This is a genomic window from Glycomyces sp. NPDC046736 (assembly GCF_040645615.1).
Taxonomy (GTDB): domain Bacteria; phylum Actinomycetota; class Actinomycetes; order Mycobacteriales; family Micromonosporaceae; genus Glycomyces.
This window is the reverse complement of record NZ_JBEYYO010000018.1, coordinates 35,601-50,403: the sequence shown is the minus strand read 5'-3', so window position 1 is coordinate 50,403 and position 14,803 is coordinate 35,601. Positions and strand designations below refer to the sequence as shown.

At 61.7% G+C, this 14,803-nt stretch carries 14 protein-coding genes and 1 pseudogene; 11 read left to right on the top strand and 4 right to left on the bottom strand.

The window, feature by feature from the left end; genetic code table 11:
* The first annotated feature begins 111 nt into the window (after positions 1-111).
* The 3 genes from AB0B28_RS17545 to AB0B28_RS17535 all read left to right on the top strand — a co-directional run bounded on the left by AB0B28_RS17545 (position 112) and on the right by AB0B28_RS17535 (position 2,628).
* Complete coding sequence (locus AB0B28_RS17545) at positions 112-750, top strand: DUF2637 domain-containing protein (protein WP_360122099.1); 639 nt, start codon at positions 112-114, stop codon at positions 748-750.
* A 97-nt stretch (positions 751-847) separates the two neighbouring features.
* The gene (locus AB0B28_RS17540) at positions 848-1,189 is read left to right on the top strand and encodes a hypothetical protein (protein ID WP_360122096.1); all 342 of its coding nucleotides are present in this window, start codon (positions 848-850) and stop codon (positions 1,187-1,189) included.
* Positions 1,190-1,818: 629 nt separating this feature from the next.
* Positions 1,819-2,628 carry a hypothetical protein gene (locus tag AB0B28_RS17535; protein ID WP_360122093.1) on the top strand — a complete coding sequence of 270 codons (810 nt, stop codon included), beginning with the start codon at positions 1,819-1,821 and terminating at the stop codon, positions 2,626-2,628.
* 565 nt (positions 2,629-3,193) lie between these two features.
* Here AB0B28_RS17535 and AB0B28_RS17530 read toward each other — a convergent pair.
* Positions 3,194-3,427, bottom strand: coding sequence for a GntR family transcriptional regulator (locus tag AB0B28_RS17530; RefSeq protein WP_360122090.1), 234 nt, complete (start codon positions 3,425-3,427; stop codon positions 3,194-3,196).
* A gap of 87 nt (positions 3,428-3,514) precedes the next feature.
* Here AB0B28_RS17530 and AB0B28_RS17525 point away from each other — a divergent pair, with 87 nt between their 5' ends.
* The 6 genes from AB0B28_RS17525 to AB0B28_RS17500 all read left to right on the top strand — a co-directional run bounded on the left by AB0B28_RS17525 (position 3,515) and on the right by AB0B28_RS17500 (position 8,761).
* Positions 3,515-3,802 (top strand): hypothetical protein, encoded by a 288-nt coding sequence (locus tag AB0B28_RS17525; protein WP_360122087.1) that lies wholly within the window; start codon positions 3,515-3,517, stop codon positions 3,800-3,802.
* Between the two features lie 912 nt (positions 3,803-4,714).
* Positions 4,715-4,954: a helix-turn-helix transcriptional regulator gene (locus tag AB0B28_RS17520; protein WP_360122084.1), complete on the top strand. Its 240-nt coding sequence runs from the start codon at positions 4,715-4,717 to the stop codon at positions 4,952-4,954.
* A 403-nt stretch (positions 4,955-5,357) separates the two neighbouring features.
* The gene (locus AB0B28_RS17515) at positions 5,358-5,546 is read left to right on the top strand and encodes a hypothetical protein (RefSeq protein ID WP_360122081.1); all 189 of its coding nucleotides are present in this window, start codon (positions 5,358-5,360) and stop codon (positions 5,544-5,546) included.
* 9 nt (positions 5,547-5,555) lie between these two features.
* Positions 5,556-6,392 (top strand): hypothetical protein, encoded by an 837-nt coding sequence (locus tag AB0B28_RS17510; RefSeq protein WP_360122078.1) that lies wholly within the window; start codon positions 5,556-5,558, stop codon positions 6,390-6,392.
* On the top strand, positions 6,392-6,610 hold the full coding sequence (locus AB0B28_RS17505) for a hypothetical protein (protein WP_360122075.1): 219 nt from the start codon (positions 6,392-6,394) through the stop codon (positions 6,608-6,610). Before AB0B28_RS17510 ends, AB0B28_RS17505 begins: the two co-directional genes overlap by 1 nt.
* 1,593 nt (positions 6,611-8,203) lie before the next feature.
* Entirely contained in the window at positions 8,204-8,761 is a 558-nt protein-coding gene (locus AB0B28_RS17500) for a hypothetical protein (protein WP_360122072.1), read from the top strand.
* Between the two features lie 96 nt (positions 8,762-8,857).
* Here the strand turns inward: AB0B28_RS17500 and AB0B28_RS17495 are convergent, their stop codons facing one another.
* The 3 genes and pseudogenes from AB0B28_RS17495 to AB0B28_RS17485 form a co-directional block, all read right to left on the bottom strand.
* Positions 8,858-10,366, bottom strand: a complete 1,509-nt coding sequence (locus AB0B28_RS17495; protein ID WP_360122069.1) for a recombinase family protein — start codon at positions 10,364-10,366, stop codon at positions 8,858-8,860.
* Between the two features lie 37 nt (positions 10,367-10,403).
* A pseudogene (locus AB0B28_RS17490) lies at positions 10,404-10,553 on the bottom strand (aldo/keto reductase); the annotation flags it as partial.
* A gap of 75 nt (positions 10,554-10,628) precedes the next feature.
* Entirely contained in the window at positions 10,629-12,815 is a 2,187-nt protein-coding gene (locus AB0B28_RS17485) for an alpha-galactosidase (RefSeq protein WP_360122066.1), read from the bottom strand.
* Positions 12,816-12,960: 145 nt separating this feature from the next.
* Here AB0B28_RS17485 and AB0B28_RS17480 point away from each other — a divergent pair, with 145 nt between their 5' ends.
* Together AB0B28_RS17480 and AB0B28_RS17475 are read left to right on the top strand one after the other, a co-directional pair.
* Positions 12,961-13,905 (top strand): sugar ABC transporter permease, encoded by a 945-nt coding sequence (locus AB0B28_RS17480; RefSeq protein WP_360122063.1) that lies wholly within the window; start codon positions 12,961-12,963, stop codon positions 13,903-13,905.
* Positions 13,905-14,789, top strand: coding sequence for a carbohydrate ABC transporter permease (locus AB0B28_RS17475; protein ID WP_360122060.1), 885 nt, complete (start codon positions 13,905-13,907; stop codon positions 14,787-14,789). Before AB0B28_RS17480 ends, AB0B28_RS17475 begins: the two co-directional genes overlap by 1 nt.
* Positions 14,790-14,803: the final 14 nt, after the last annotated feature.

Here is a 14,803-nt window from a genome sequence, read left to right as displayed (position 1 = left end):
GGAGGACTTACCTATGAGCCACAACCGTAACACCCGATACTTCGGGCAGGTGAACTAGTGGTCCAGACCGCCACCCTGAAACGCGCTCGTACTGTAGGCGAGCGAGTCCGATTGATCGCTGACAACGCAGGTGGCCCGGAGCACGTGACCACCGGGCAAGTCCTCGACATCCTCGATAGAGCGAAGCTCGGCGCTGGCCGTTCCACGGTCTCGAAAGCCCTGAACGAGCTTCGCAGAGATGCCGGCTTCGCCGGTACCGAGGAAGCTCCCGAAGCAATTAACGTCAGTGAGCCTGTGACGGCTCCCGAAGAGTCTGAGCAGACAACTACACCTCCGGAGCCTGTCGAGGCTCCTACGGCCGCTGTAGCGGCGCCGGTTGCTGAGGCGAAGCCGAAGCCTTCCCGCCGCTGGCTTTCTATCTTCGCTGCGGCTGTGGTCGCCATCGTGGCCGCAGTGGCTTCGTTCTCGCACATGCAAGAGGTGGCCTTGATGGCCGGTCAGTCCGAGGTCATCTCGTACTTGCTGCCCTTGAGCGTTGACGGTTTGATCGTGGTCGGTTCGGTCGCCCTGGTGGACGGGGCAACCCGCAAGGGCATCGCTTGGTTCTCGTTTGCGTTCGGTGTCGTCGCCTCACTGGCAGCGAACGTCTTGAGCGCAGAACCCAACATCCTGAGCCGGTCGGTGGCCGCATGGCCCGCGGTGGCCCTGCTGCTCACGGTCGAAGTGCTTTTGCAGCGCCGCAAGGCGTAAGACACAGCCACACCGCTTGAGCGGCCACCGGTTCACGACCGGAGTGTGGCACGAGCCATCGACAAAGGGTCGGTGGCGTACAGGAGGAAAGACAAGAATGACTGAGAACAACCTCGCCACTGACATGCTCGCCGAAATGGTCCGAGAGCTGAACGAGCACTTCACTGCTGACGTGCCGACCGGATGGACGGGGACGCACATCGCCCCGAGCGCCGACACCATCGAAGAGCTGAACGATGACGAAGTTTTCGCGATCGACGAACTTCTCACCACGGCCCGCGAGAAGTGGCTGTTCTACCTTGAAATGGCCGCTAAGGATGATGACCAGGAGGGTACACACGTCTTCGGGTCGATCGTTGGTAAGGCGTCTCTCTGGAATCGGGTTGTGACCCGCGAGGTTGAGCGCCGGCTCGACACCGCCGAACTCCCGCACCTCTAGACAAGTGGTATCAGGGCCTTTCACACCGGAAGGCCCTTTTACCCGTTAATGCAGACGATTATTGTACCGGGATGTAGGTGTCGAGTCTTACGGAATCCCGACCACCAGGTCTACTCTCTTCTTCCGGGCACCGGCCAACCGAGGTCAAAGCCTATAAAGAAGGGCTAATCATGCCACGTAAACCAAAGAAGCGGCCCGCGGGCTGTGGGACGCCGATCTGGCTCGTTCTAGTCGTCGCCGTACTGGGGACTCTAGGAGAAGTTCTGCCGGCAATCCTACGGCTCATGAGCTGACGAACTGAAGATCAAAGGGGCCCGGTCGCACGGGCCCCTAAACCCAATTTTGCAACCAAACAAAGCAGTGAAACGTGTATGAGTTAGAGGGCCCCTAGGGGCCCGGAAAGAGGAACGTTGGAACGGCAAGAGTTCGACTGCGGGTGCAAGCTATCTACCAGCATCCGTGCGGGAGTGTTTTGCCAGGCCCTTGACCATGTGTTTACCAAGGTGGTGAATTCTGGTTTCAGTGAGGAGTCTTGGGAGTGGATGGAGTGGCGTATTTACAAGCACGTAGCGACTATCCGCGCTGTGAAAACACTCACCGACCACGCCCGGTGACGATCGGGCGGATACATGAAAACCGATATCGAGGACAAATTGAATACGGCTACTAGAAAAATCAATTGCGAGCACGATCCTTTCGGGCCGTGCTCGGACTGTAAAGCCCAGGCGCAGCGCGCCGCGGAGCGACCGCCCATTGACCCTGATGACCCTTGGGTTGCCGCGGAGGTGCGGGAGAAGCACAAGGCCGACCTCGCTGCAACCGAGGCTGCGGACCCGTGGGCCTCGGAAGCACCAGGGCCGGTGCTCCGTAGTGATGGTGCGGTGCTGTTCAGGGCGGACACGACTTATCTCGTGTTCGCGGGCGGGACCTTCGGGGGCACAGAGACGTACCCGAAGTTGGAGGCCCTGCTCAAGCGGGATGGCGTCACGCTGGGCAAGTTCACCACGGCCAAGGGCGCGGGCGCACGCAAGCGCGAGGTCGGGGCTGAAGTGGTTTACACGATCTACAGCCCCGCGGACGGGGGCGCAGCTCACCGTATGCAAGCAGAGGGCTCAACTGAGGACATTGACCTCGGTGGCGCCCGCGGCAACGTGGCCGCTGATGTGGTCCTGCGGCGCGGTGAGATTTGCTTCGAACCGCCCTCGGACTGGGATGACCTCACCGACAAGGAGGGGAAGATCCTGGATTGCCTCGAAGCGGCCGGCAAGTGGATTTCGGCCCCTGCCCTGGCGAAGCTGGTTCAGGCCGAGCACGCCAAGCCGGGGAAGGGAACCGGTGGGTTCAGCGATGAGGTGGTGAAGGCCGCGCTTGAAGCGCTAGTGAAGCTAGGAGAGGCTGAAGGGCCGATCCGGCGTAAGTACAAGTACAAGACCGACTAACCAACGGCGGGGCCGCTCTCGGGCGGCTCCGCCTTCCTTGTCTCTGGTCTAGTAACTCTGTGTATAGATTAGGTTATACACACAGTAGTCAGTTTCCCGGTAGTAGTTAAGGATTTTAGGATTCCAGGACTCTAAGAGTCCAGGAATCTAGGACTCTAAGAGTTTAAGAACTAAGGGCCGCTGTGGCGGCCAGTGAGTCACAGAGGCAGCTCTCTCACTAACGTTTCGAGCTGCCGAAGATGAACGAAGTGAAGTGGAGTTCCGAAGGAACGGAAGTGAATGAAGTGAACTCAGTAGTAGAAGGCATCTCAGCGAGCGCTGAGATGCCGTTACGAGTGTCATTGCGTTCCGGTCGGCTTCGCTCCCTTCACTCCATGACTTGCAGCCGCCTCACTCTCGGCGGCTGTAGTAGTACTGAGGATCTTCGATCCCAGGCGAAGCCTGGTCTCTCCGCTCCGCAATCCGCACAATCCGTCCCGTAGGGCGGTTGTGCTAGCACGTGTTCCGCTGTTCTACATTGGACCTAGCAGGCCTACAGCCTGCGGGTTTAGGATGTTCTCCCTGTTCAGCTCTTCGGTGACCGGACCACCCCGCGCTGCGGGAGCACCAGCAGCAAGCCTTCCTCTTCCAACACCGCCAAGGCGCGACGCGCCGTAGGCCTCGCCACGTCGTACTCCTCCGCTACCTGCCGCTCACTCGGCATCGCCGCACCAGGTGCCCACTCGCCTGCTTGTATCCGCTCACGCAGCCTCTCCGCTACCTGAGCGAACAGCGGCGTCTTGGAGTACCTGTCAACCATGCGAGCACGCTAGCGAGCCGCTGTCTACCTCAACTGGTTTCTCTGAAGCTACTAGACTAACTGGTCACCCTGGTCTACCCTGATGTGATGACGATCGAGTTCATTGCAGACCCGGAGCCGGCTCCGCAGTTCTTCAACGTGGGCACGTTCTTCGAGGAGCGTGGGAAAGTTGCGGTGGGCTGCTTTTACTACCCTGATCAGGCCGTGGTGAAGATCCTCCGCGGCCACCACGTCGCCGAAGCAGCCGACACCAACGGCGCCACCGTGGTGTGGCGTAGCCCCGAGGTGTTGACGGCGCCCCGCCGGGCACACGTTGAGCGGGAAGTAGCCAAGTTCCACGCCGCGCTCCAGCGCGTGCGGTTCTGTGAAGGCTAGCCGTCACCCTCACTGGCGTGATGGCGGCTGAATATCTTCTAGCGCTCCCGTAGAGCGCTTTGATCCTCGAATGCTTGTCCCTGCTAGCACCAGGGCTCTAAGGCCCCTCAGATTGCCTCCTGAGGGGCCGCAATCGTGTCTAGGGTTCCTCGCCCGCGCACGCGCGGGAAGCGGACTCATACTTTCGGCTGATGTTGCTCACAATATGGGGTTCAGGTGTCCCCAGGCCGGCCTGGGGACCCAAGTACTCCTAGGGGCAAGCAAGCAACTATTCACAGCCAGTTCTCAGAAACTGTGCCAATCTGAAATAGTTGGATTCTGGTTGTCCCTGTTTTGCCCGAGGGACTGGATCAAACACTGAGGTAGAAAGCTCGGCTCGACCGTTGTCGAGCCTCTGACCTGCGGTTGTCTGAAAAGGCCGTCGCAGACTGGAACTAAGAGTGTATGACCGAAGGTAAAAGGGTGGGAGAGCTTTTAACCGAAGGTAGAGGGTAGAGGAAGCTTTAACCGGATCTACTTATGACGAGGAAAATACTTCGTCACATCTTGCCGGAGACCTGGGTTTCCGGCCGAAGGTAAGGGTGTAACAACCCAACAGACTTTCTTCCAGGGTTGCCGGGGCGGTCCTCCTCCTAACCGCCCCGGCGCAAACCCTTCGAAGACTCCCGTTGGACCAGCGGGGTGCCAGTCAGCACAAGTGGTCATGGTGAAGCCGCTGGAAAAGACACGCCGTCGAGATCGTGGCTTCACCCCCTAATCCGGGCGCCCGACAGCCCCGGGACTTTCGTCAGCCTCGAAAAAGTCGGACCGTGAGGTGTCGCTAGCCTCCAAACGCCCCGTCGCTCTCCGGGAGTGGCGGGGCAACCTATTTAACCTACTAATTCAGCTCAGGAAGGAAACAGAATGAATGTAATGCTTCAGCCCGAGGATGTGTCATCCGAGGTCTATTGGTTCCAGCAGCTCGTACACCGACGCAGGATTGAGAAAGGCTGGGATGAGCGAGAGCTCGCACGCAGGGTCGGCAACTCCACTGCCCTCGTAGCCAATCTAGAAGCCGGCCGCACGGCCGGTTCGGTACAGACCCTTATCCGCTTTACCAAGGCGCTTGGTATCGACACCGGGGATCTGTTTAAGGAAGCTCCGAGCAACTAACTCAAAAACTCGACCGGCGGACGTTTCCGCAGGTCGCTCCAAGAGAAGACCCAGAAACCTATTTAGTATATTCGCAGGTAAACACAGGTACGTGTTTTTGGTGGTACATCGACCCACACTTTCATAGAAAGCCGCTCAAATCCTTGACAACAACTAAATTGCCGTTCACCGACACCCGGTGCGGTTCCCGCTGGAACGGGTACGCCACCGCGCATTGCGCGGGGGACTGCCACAAGACGTTTGCTGATGTCGAGTCTTTCGATAAGCACCGGTCGTTGAGTGGGTGTCTCGACCCTGGATCGGTCGGCCTCGAAGCCGACCCGCACCGTCATTACGAGTGCTGGACTACTCCCGAAGCACTTGAGAAGTCCGCCCACATGGCAAAGGTCCGGGCGGCTCGCAAATGACCGTAACCCTCACCATGCCGCCCGACGCGGCTAGGCAGCTCATCACTGAACTGTCCGAGCGCAGCGAGCACCTTGGACTCGCTGCGGAAATGCTTACCGCCGAAGCGGCGGAGGCGATTGAAGAGCGCCGCCGATTCCTCGGCTTCGCTATCGACAATCTGAAGTCACAACTACACAAACCCTAGGAAGACTAAATGGCTATCCACACCATCAAGAAAAGCCCGCACGTGAAGGCAGGCACGCCTGAACAGTGGGTGAAATACCTGCTTGAGCACGGGTTCGAACTGCCTGAGAAGATCACCGCGGCGCACGCCGCGCTTGTCCAGTCTCGAAAGCCTGTCAAGAAGCCTGAAGTACCCGCGGTGACCGCGGGTTCAACTGATAAGGAAATCCTCGCCCATCTTGTCGCAGCGAAGCGTCTTGAGCTTTTCCACGAAGCTCACAGCGCGCAGCGTTGGACACGCTCGCACTCAGAGCGAGCGCTCGACCGGTTTGAGCGCGAGGTCAATGCTGGTAAGGCTGGTGTGATTCGGGCTATTGAGGCTCGGCTCAACGACATGATAAGCAGCACTTCTAGTCCCGATGCCGCGGAGGTGTTCGACCGAGCGATCTCCGTCGCCGTCAATAACGCCCACGGGATTCTTCGGAGCCTCGAAACCATCAAGCTCAACCTCTCGACGCAGCGCGTAATGGACCGCGTCAAGGTTCTCTCTGCGGTACAGCTCAAGGTCAGCACCGCCGACGTTCTCTCGTCTGCCTCTGACTGGTTCGGCGAAGACACTGACAATGCGCTTACCGATCGGCTCTGCCCTAATGGCAGGCCGACCTTGATTACTGCTGTCGCAGCCAGCAAGCCGCTCAACTTCTCCGACATTGAAGGCAAGGCCCAAAAGGTCGGGATGGCAACGGTCAATGAAGCCGTAAGCCGCCTTAGCGGCGATGTAGACCTCAACGGGCACGACGTGCTTCCGCACGCTGTGGGAGGTTGGCTCAAACAGGGTAGGACCTACATGGTGGAGGCTTGGGCGTAATGGGATTCGAAAAGAACGCAGAGCCCGACTTCCCTCCGACCGCGCCTAAGGCGGTCGTGTTCTCTTCCGGCTCCGCACCTGACGGCCAGGAGCAGTGGGACGCTTTCGAACAGCAGACCAAAGACGCTGAGGAATACGAGCAGCAGCGTCGTGAAGAACTAAACAACACAGACGCCAAGGAACTAGCCCGCCGCATCCGCAACGGGTTCGCTTACTAGACACCTCTCCGCCCCGCCGCTGTGTGCGGCGGGGCGCCTATCAAAGGACAACAAAATAATGGCATACTCTCGCCAGATCACTGACGGCTCGGGCGGAGCGCTGTACGCGAAGCCCGGCTCCAAGCTGTACGTCTCCACCCCTCACGGCGTAGCCGAGTTCACTACGGACGGACCCGTGCTCGTGCGTGTCCCTGGTGTAGAGGGCATGTTCCGAGTGAACGAGTTCGCCCTCGGACCATACCGCCACCGGAAGGGTGTGCGGCTTTACTACATGGCGGTAGAACACGAGGTAGCGGTACCTGCCGAGTATGCGTTTCCCTCATGGGATAAGGCCCGGCACGAGGGCCCCTCCTTGCCCGGTACCGAGGAATGGGCGACTCTGGACAGGGACCAGGCGGCCGTTGTAGACAACGCCAAGCGCTTCGCCTATGAAGGGCCGAAGCGCAGATGACACACAATGCTGACGCTGACAAAGCGACTCATCAAGAGTCGCTCTCAACCAATGTAAAGACAACTGATAAGACAGAAGACACAACAACTCAACTGTCTTTGGATTGTCTTGAACTTCATCAAAGACTCATGCACTCAACGCTTCAACTGATTCAACTTCAATTGGTTATGTTACGAGATGATGTGAGATGTTTTGAGTGATGTCTTCTGTATGTCTGTCATGTCTGTTTTGAGTCTTGACCTGGGGGAGGTCCCCCTCTCCCCACCCCTTTCCTGCCCGCCGTGCGCCTAGCGCCGGCCTGTTTGTACGGGTAATGAAGTCCACGAAATCAGCGCCTCAAGCGCTGACCAGGTAACTTAACAGTGTCTAGATTGGATACTTTGTCCACTTGTAGGAGCCGCCCTTCGGGGCGGCATACAGATTCGCCGGTCCCCGGCTTGTAGCCTCAACGCATGCAGTGTAAGCTGGTCTTATGACCAGGACATGCCAGAGCTGCAAAACCCCGCTTTCATGGAGGAAGCGGGCAGATGCTAAGTACTGCAACACTGCTTGTTCACAGCGCGCTTACCGCGCGCGGTCTACTGCGAAGCGTGTCCCTGTTGCCCTCAAGACCCGTGACCGCTGGGTCAACGTGGCTCGACACTCTAAGAGGCCGCTCACGGCCTCAGGACGGCCCGCGAGCATCTCCGACGCGGACACCTGGGGTTCGTACAGTGAAGCAGCCAAGGCCGCGGCCAAGCGGCCTACCGGGTTCGTGCTCACCGCAGACGACGACATTGCGTGCGTTGACTTGGACAAGTGCATCCGCGCCGATGGCACGCTGACCGACGCTGCGGAGACGTTTCTCCGCCTCGCTGGGGACACCTTCGTTGAGGTGTCGATGTCGGGGCGTGGTTTGCACATCTGGGGCCGCGGGGACGTTGCTCGCGGGCGTCGCATCGCTGTCGCCGGCCAGGCGGTTGAGGTCTACGGGCAGGGGCGGTATATCGCGGTCACCGGTCGGGCGCACCGCGGCGCGGCACCCCGCCTCGGCAATATTCAGTCCCTACTCGATTTCATCGCCAACACAACCCTTACTCGACCCTAGGACCGGCCCGAGAACCGAGCTACCGCCCTAGGGCTCCGAGGCCTATAGTGCCTTCATGACGACACCTCTCGCTACTGGCCCTGACCCTCTGGCTATCGGGACATTTATTATTGCCGTGCTGGGCTTCCTGGGCGCGGCTACGGCCCTTATATGGCAATTCATGGTCTTTAGGCTATCCGGGGCTAGGATCAAGATTGACCTGCGGGGAGGCTTTGCGGGGTGGAACGGGCTTGGTCAGGGTGGAATATATACATTTGCTTTTGATGATCTTGAAAGAAATAACAAGCTTGCCAATTTGAAGGGGTTCGGCCAAGACCACCGGATCGTCCACGCTCGGGTAAGAAATGTCGGACGGATGGCTACTAGCGGAACCGAGGTTCGGCTTTGCTCACCTCGATTTACGGGAGAGTCTGACTCTGCTTTGAACGAGTCACATGTCCCGCGTATCGTAGAGGCGCAGGGAATCAGCGATTGGTATTTTGATAGTAAGCAACTGAAGATCATTACGAATTATGTGGATGTCAACAAGCATAACGGTCGAGTTCAGATATGGGTCGAAGTCGATCTTGCAAACGGTAGAACGGTGTCTAGTAAGAAAGTCTTGTACCCCTAGATATCTACTCGCAGGCTGGAAAGAGCCCCAGCGCGAAAGCTGGGGCTCTCTTGTTATTTCACTGAGAACACAACTTTCATCTGAATCAAGGAATGGCTACCCTACGTCTTCGTTCATAAGCTCTACTTCGATCACGTGGAATGCCGCGGGCACGTTGGAAGTGAGAAGTAGAAAGTGTCCTTTGTCGCCAACAGAAACCTTGAACGTCAACGGGACTCCATTAACGGGGTCCTCTACCTTTATGTCTCGCTGATCGGGGCCGTACAGTATGGCCTTGACTCCAATATCGAGCAAGAGTCTGCGTCGCTCTTCGGTGTCGGCCGACTCCCAAACCTCGCTGTAGGTGCGTTCGGTGGGCTGGTACTCGTACCGGTCGGGTTGCTGGGGGAGTGCTTCAAGCTCGCGCTTCCGTGAGGTTTGCGCCTCAAGCTGCGAGTAGAACAGATCTTCGGCGAGCAGCCCTCGGTTAGAGGCCTCCACAATCCGCCGGATGTTCTCATTCACGAGCCCCAGCTCACGGCTGTTGTCGCTCCCCGGTACAAACACCTTATCCATTACGAACGTGTCTCCGCGCACGAACATAAAGGCGTCTTCGATCGCCTGGTCTATCGCGTCGGTGCGTCCCGATAGCTTTTCCGAGCACGCGGCGCGGGTGATGGAAGACTGGCAGATGTAGTAATGGTACCGCCTGCCTTTGCCAGGGAGGCGTCGATACATGGTTTTCCCGCACCCTGCGCAGAAAAGGATTTTTTTGCCGAGATAAGACTCGCCCGTCAGGGTCTTTGGGTGCTCTTGGTCAGCCTCGTACCGCTGTAGTTCCTCGAACTTCGCAATGTCGATGATCGCAGGGGCGAACTGTACCGGTGTCCCTGTCTCGTCAACGACAAGCTCACCCTTTGATACCCGCTGACCTATGAGCCAGCGGGATTGCAACCAGTTTCGCACGGTCGCCTGTAGCCACGGTTTGCCGTCGTATGTAGTAGCACCCTGCTCGTTCAGCCACTTTGCCACCTGCCACTGGCTCGCGCCGTCAAGCCGTCGCCCGACTGCCTCAGCCGCTAGGAGGGCGTTCACCGGGTGATGGCGGAGGTACTTCCCCCCGTCGCGAGATTCGACTTCAAAACCAAAAGGCACTCGGCCCCCATGCCAACGCCCCACCGCCCGCAGCTTGACCTGAGATTCCCGAGCCAGCTCGGCATCCATTTCCCTGCGCCACTGTGCTAGTGCGACAAGTAGCACAGCGAAGAAACGGCCTTGCGACGTAGACGTATCAATCATGTTGTCCGTGGTCGCGACACCCTTTTTGTGAGTTTCGAGGAACGCCACCAACCGCAAGAACTCGTACACTGACCTCCCTAGCCGGTCGACCCGCAGCGCCACCGCGATGTCCCACTCTTCTAGCTTGGCCTCCTTGAGCCACTTCCCGAACCCCCTCCGCTTGAAGGGGTCGGTCGCGCCTGACACCCCGTCGTCCGTAGCCCAACCCACCACGGTGTGCCCGTGGAAATCTGCCCAGCGTTGGACGGCTTCACGCTGACGCTCAATTGAGGTAGACTCGTCTGAGCTGCGGCTCAACCGCAGAACTCCCAATATTCGTAGGCTCATTCGACAAGCCTAGCTAGGTGTGCTAATCTCAGATACACGCGGTGTCGAAGAAGTTGACGCCGAGTTCGAGTGCCCGGTCCATGATCCGGTGGGCGTCCGCTTCGTCGGTCTCGGGTCCGAAGTTCATGGTGCCGAGGACGATCCGAGAGACTTTGACTCCGGCGCGGCCCAGTTGGGTGTACTCCATGACTGCTCCTCGTTCGTGCGGGAGGCCATCGTATCCCCGCTGGGGAAACCCTGGTCGAACGCGAAGCGGCCGCGGTCACGGCCGTCTTCTGAGGTCGAGGAGCAGCGTCTGCTGCGGGTTGAGCGTCGGCAGTGGGACGCCCGCGACGGCGAGCACCGTCCCGTCGAGGTCGATGCCGGTTTCGGCGGCCTCGATCCAGGCCGGGTCGGCTCCTTGGTGGCGGCTTGCGGTGCCGAGTTCGGAGCGGACGCGCACGCGGTAGCGGGCGGCCGGGTCGAGCCCGGGCAGGCGCACCCGTCCGCTCTGGCCCGCGGCGGACGTGGCGGTGCGGGTCCAGGTGTAGAGCGCGGCGCTGCCGTCCTGGGCCACGATGCCGGTGAGCGAGGTGGCCTCGTCGGCGAGGTCGGCGTTCACCACTCGTCCTGAGTGGATCAGGCCGCGAAGTTCCTTGTAGAGCTCGGCCCACGCCCGCACCGAAGCGAGATCGTCGGCCGAGGCGGTCGTCAGGTCCATCTCGATCCCGGCGTGCGCGGTCAGCGAGGTCGCGAGCCGGTACGAGAGGTCGGTGGTCCGCGAGGTCGTGTGCGAGCGGGCCGCGCCGAGGTGGGAGCCGATGAGCTCGGGTGGGACGAGCATCCGGGTCCACCGCTCGATCGCGGTGCGCTCGACCGGGTCGTTGCAGTCGGAGGCCCAGAGCCGGTCGGTGCGTTCGAGGATGCCGAGGTCGACGCGGCCCCCGCCGCCCGAGCAGGTCTCGATCTCCAGGTCCGGGTGGCGTTCCCTCAACTCGTCGAGGAGCCGGTACAGCGCGAGGGTCTGCGCCCGCACCGAAGGCCGGTCTCGGCCGTCGCGCCCGCTGACGGCTTCGAGGAGGTCCCGGTTGTGGTCCCACTTGAGGTAGGCGATGTCGTGCTCGGCCACCAGGGCGCTGATGCGTTCGAGGACCAGCGCGTACGCCTCGGGCCGGGCGAGGTCGAGCGCGTACTGGTGCCGCGCGGTCGGCCCGAGTCCCTGCGCGGGCCCGAGCACCCAGTCCGGATGCTCGCGGGCCAGGTCCGAGTCGAGGTTCACCATCTCCGGCTCGAACCAAAGCCCGAACTGCATCCCTCGGGCGCGTACGAGTTCGACCAGCGGGTCGAGGCCCTCGGGCCACACGTCTGGGTCGACGAGCCAGTCCCCGAGCCCGGCGTCGTCGCCGCGGCGCCCTCGGAACCAGCCGTCGTCCAGGACGATCCGCTCTACCCCGACCTCGGCGGCCTTCGCCACGAGCGCGGTGAGCCGGTCGAGATCATGGTCGAAGTACACGGCCTCCCACGTGTTCAGCGTCAGCGGCCGCGGGCTCACCGGATGACCCGCCCGCGCGCGGAGTCGCTTGTGGAGCCTGCCCGCGATCCCGTCCAATCCGGACGCAGACCATGCGAACACCGCTGTCGGTGCGTCGTACCGGTCGCCGTCGGCGAGCCGGACCTCCCCGGAGTGGAGCAGTTCGCCCACTCCGAGCACCCCTGAGAACCCGCCCGCCCCTTCGGGAAGCCGCTCGGCGAGGTATTCGGCCTCGCCGCTCCACGCCAGGTGCGCGGCCCAGACCTCGCCGTGCCCGAACCCGAACCCGGGTGTTCCGGCGGCGAGCAGGTACGGGGTGTCATGACCGGGCTTGCCGCGATGCGCGCGCCGCACATGACCGCCGTGCAACAGGTGCGAACGCTGCGGCGCCCGCTCGCGGCACCACTTCCCGGTGAAGTCGAGCAGTTCGCGAGCCCGGTCGGGCAGCGGCATCAGTGCCCGCAAACCGTCCAATGTATACGTATCAAGTGGAGCGTCGCTCAACGAGTTGTCGCGCACGACCGCCAAGTCGACGGTGAGGACCCCGAAGCGGTCCAACGTGAACGTGTACTCGCCGCGCAGCGCGCAGATCCGGTCCTCGAACCCGAACACCATCCGGCCGCCGCCCTCGGGCTCGGTTTCGCATGCGGCCGAGACGAGTTCGGGCCGAGGCGTGGTCGCCGTCCCGGCCGCGTTCCCGCGCTGCGCCGGGGTACCGGACCAGCCGTCGCGTTCGACCGGCCACACGGTGAACGCCCGCGGCACGTCGGGGGAGTTGTTCAACCGCGCCGGAACCGCCGTCATGAGCAGGTCCTGTGCCTCGACGGGCCCGAGGTCGGCGCCCCAGTGCAGGACCCGCGGGACCGGCCCGGCGGGGCCGACGACGAGCGAAGCGCCCGCGGCCCTGAGGGTGAAGACGGCGTGCTCACCGTGGCGCATATCGGCCTCGCAATCCAAGGAGATCAATTACTTGACACGGTTAATTAATCATGTCTAGTCTGACGACGCAAGCGCGGGCCACCCCCGACCTCCCCACCCGCCCGCAGAACCGGCGGCCGCCGAGGCCGTAGAACAGGAACGATCGATGACGCTCGTCAAAGCCGGGCCACCGCAGGCCCAGGCCCCCGCCCGGCGCAGACGCCGCCCCTCCGCCGGCCCCTCGCACCGAGGCGACGCGCGGCTCGCCTGGATCCTCATCGCCCCGGCGATGATCGGCTTCCTCGTCTTCGCCGTCTACCCCACGCTCCGCGGCGTCTACCTCAGCTTCACCGAATTCCGAGTCCTCACCCCGCCCACCTGGGTCGGCCTGGAGAACTTCCGCGACCTCGTGGGCGACCCGGTCTTCTGGAACTCCCTGCGCGTCACCGTCTACTTCGTAGTCATCGCCGTAGGCCTCACCATGATCCTCGCGATCACCACCGCCGCAGTGCTCCACCGCCTCACCTCGTCCACAGTGGTCCGCGGCATGATCATCCTGCCGTTCCTCATCTCCTCCGTGGTAGCCGCGACCGTATGGTCCTGGATGCTCGACACCCAACTCGGCATCGTCAACCTCGCCCTCGAAGGCATCGGCGTCGACGGCATCCAATTCCTGTCCTCACGCCAATGGGCCATCCCCTCGATCGCCCTCATCCACGTGTGGAAGCATCTCGGCTACACCGCGATCATCATCTTCGCCGGCCTCCAGACCATCCCGCCCACCGTCTACGAGGCCGGACGCATCGACGGCGCGGGCGAGACCCGCATGTTCTTCAAACTCACCCTGCCGCTCCTGCGGCCCATCATCGCGCTCGTCCTGGTGCTCAACGTGATCGGCGCGTTCCAAGTGTTCGACCTCGTCTCGGTCACCACCAAGGGCGGCCCGGCCAACGCCTCCAACGTGCTCCAGATGTACATCTACTCAAAGGCCTTCGGCCAGTTCGACTTCGGCTACGCCTCCGCGATGTCCCTGGCGCTGTTCGCGATCCTCATCCTCATCACCTTCATGCAGATGCGCCTGCTCAGGGCCAACGAATCGGAGAACTCCTGATGCGCACCGCCCGCCTGACCCCCGGCCGCGTCGCCGCCTGGCTCTACCTCGGCGTGATCCTCCTGATCACGGTCTTCCCGTTCTACTGGATCCTGCGCACCGCGCTCTCGGACAACTACGCCCTCATGGCCGACCCGGCCTCGATGCTCCCCGTCGGCTTCACCTGGGGCGCGTTCGAACGCGTCCTCGGCGTCGCCACCGCCGAAGAGGCCATCGCCCAAGGCGGCTCCGGCGCCTCGATCGAACTGGGCCGCTACCTGCTCAACTCCGTCATCTACGCGACCGCCTCCACCGCGCTCATCGTGTTCTTCTCCACGATCGCCGCCTACGCGTTCGCCAGACTCCAGTGGCGCGGACGCGACGCGGTCTTCAGCCTCTTCCTCGCCGCGCTCATGGTCCCCGGCATCCTCACCCTGCTGCCGAACTTCGTGCTCATCAAGGAACTCGGCCTGCTCAACACCTTCCCCGGCATGATCCTCCCCGGCGCCCTGTTCTCGGCGTTCAACATCTTCTTCCTGCGCCAGTTCATGCTCGGCCTCTCCGCCGAGACCGAAGAGGCCGCGCTCATCGACGGTGCCGGACGCCTGCGGGTGCTCTTCCGCATCACCCTGCCGATGACCAGCGGCCCGATCACCACCCTGTCGATCCTCGGCTTCATCGGGATGTGGAACGACTACTTCTGGCCGCTCCTGACCACCACCGACGAGACCGTGCAGCCCTTGACGCTCGCGCTGGCGGTGTTCAAGCAGTCCTCGCCGCAGTCGCAGCCCGACTGGGCCGGGCTCATGGCCGCGACGCTTGTGGCCGCGCTGCCGATGCTGCTGCTGTTCACCGTGTTCGGCAAGCGCATCGTCAACTCGATCGGGTTCTCCGGGATCAAGTGACGCGCCGACAGTCC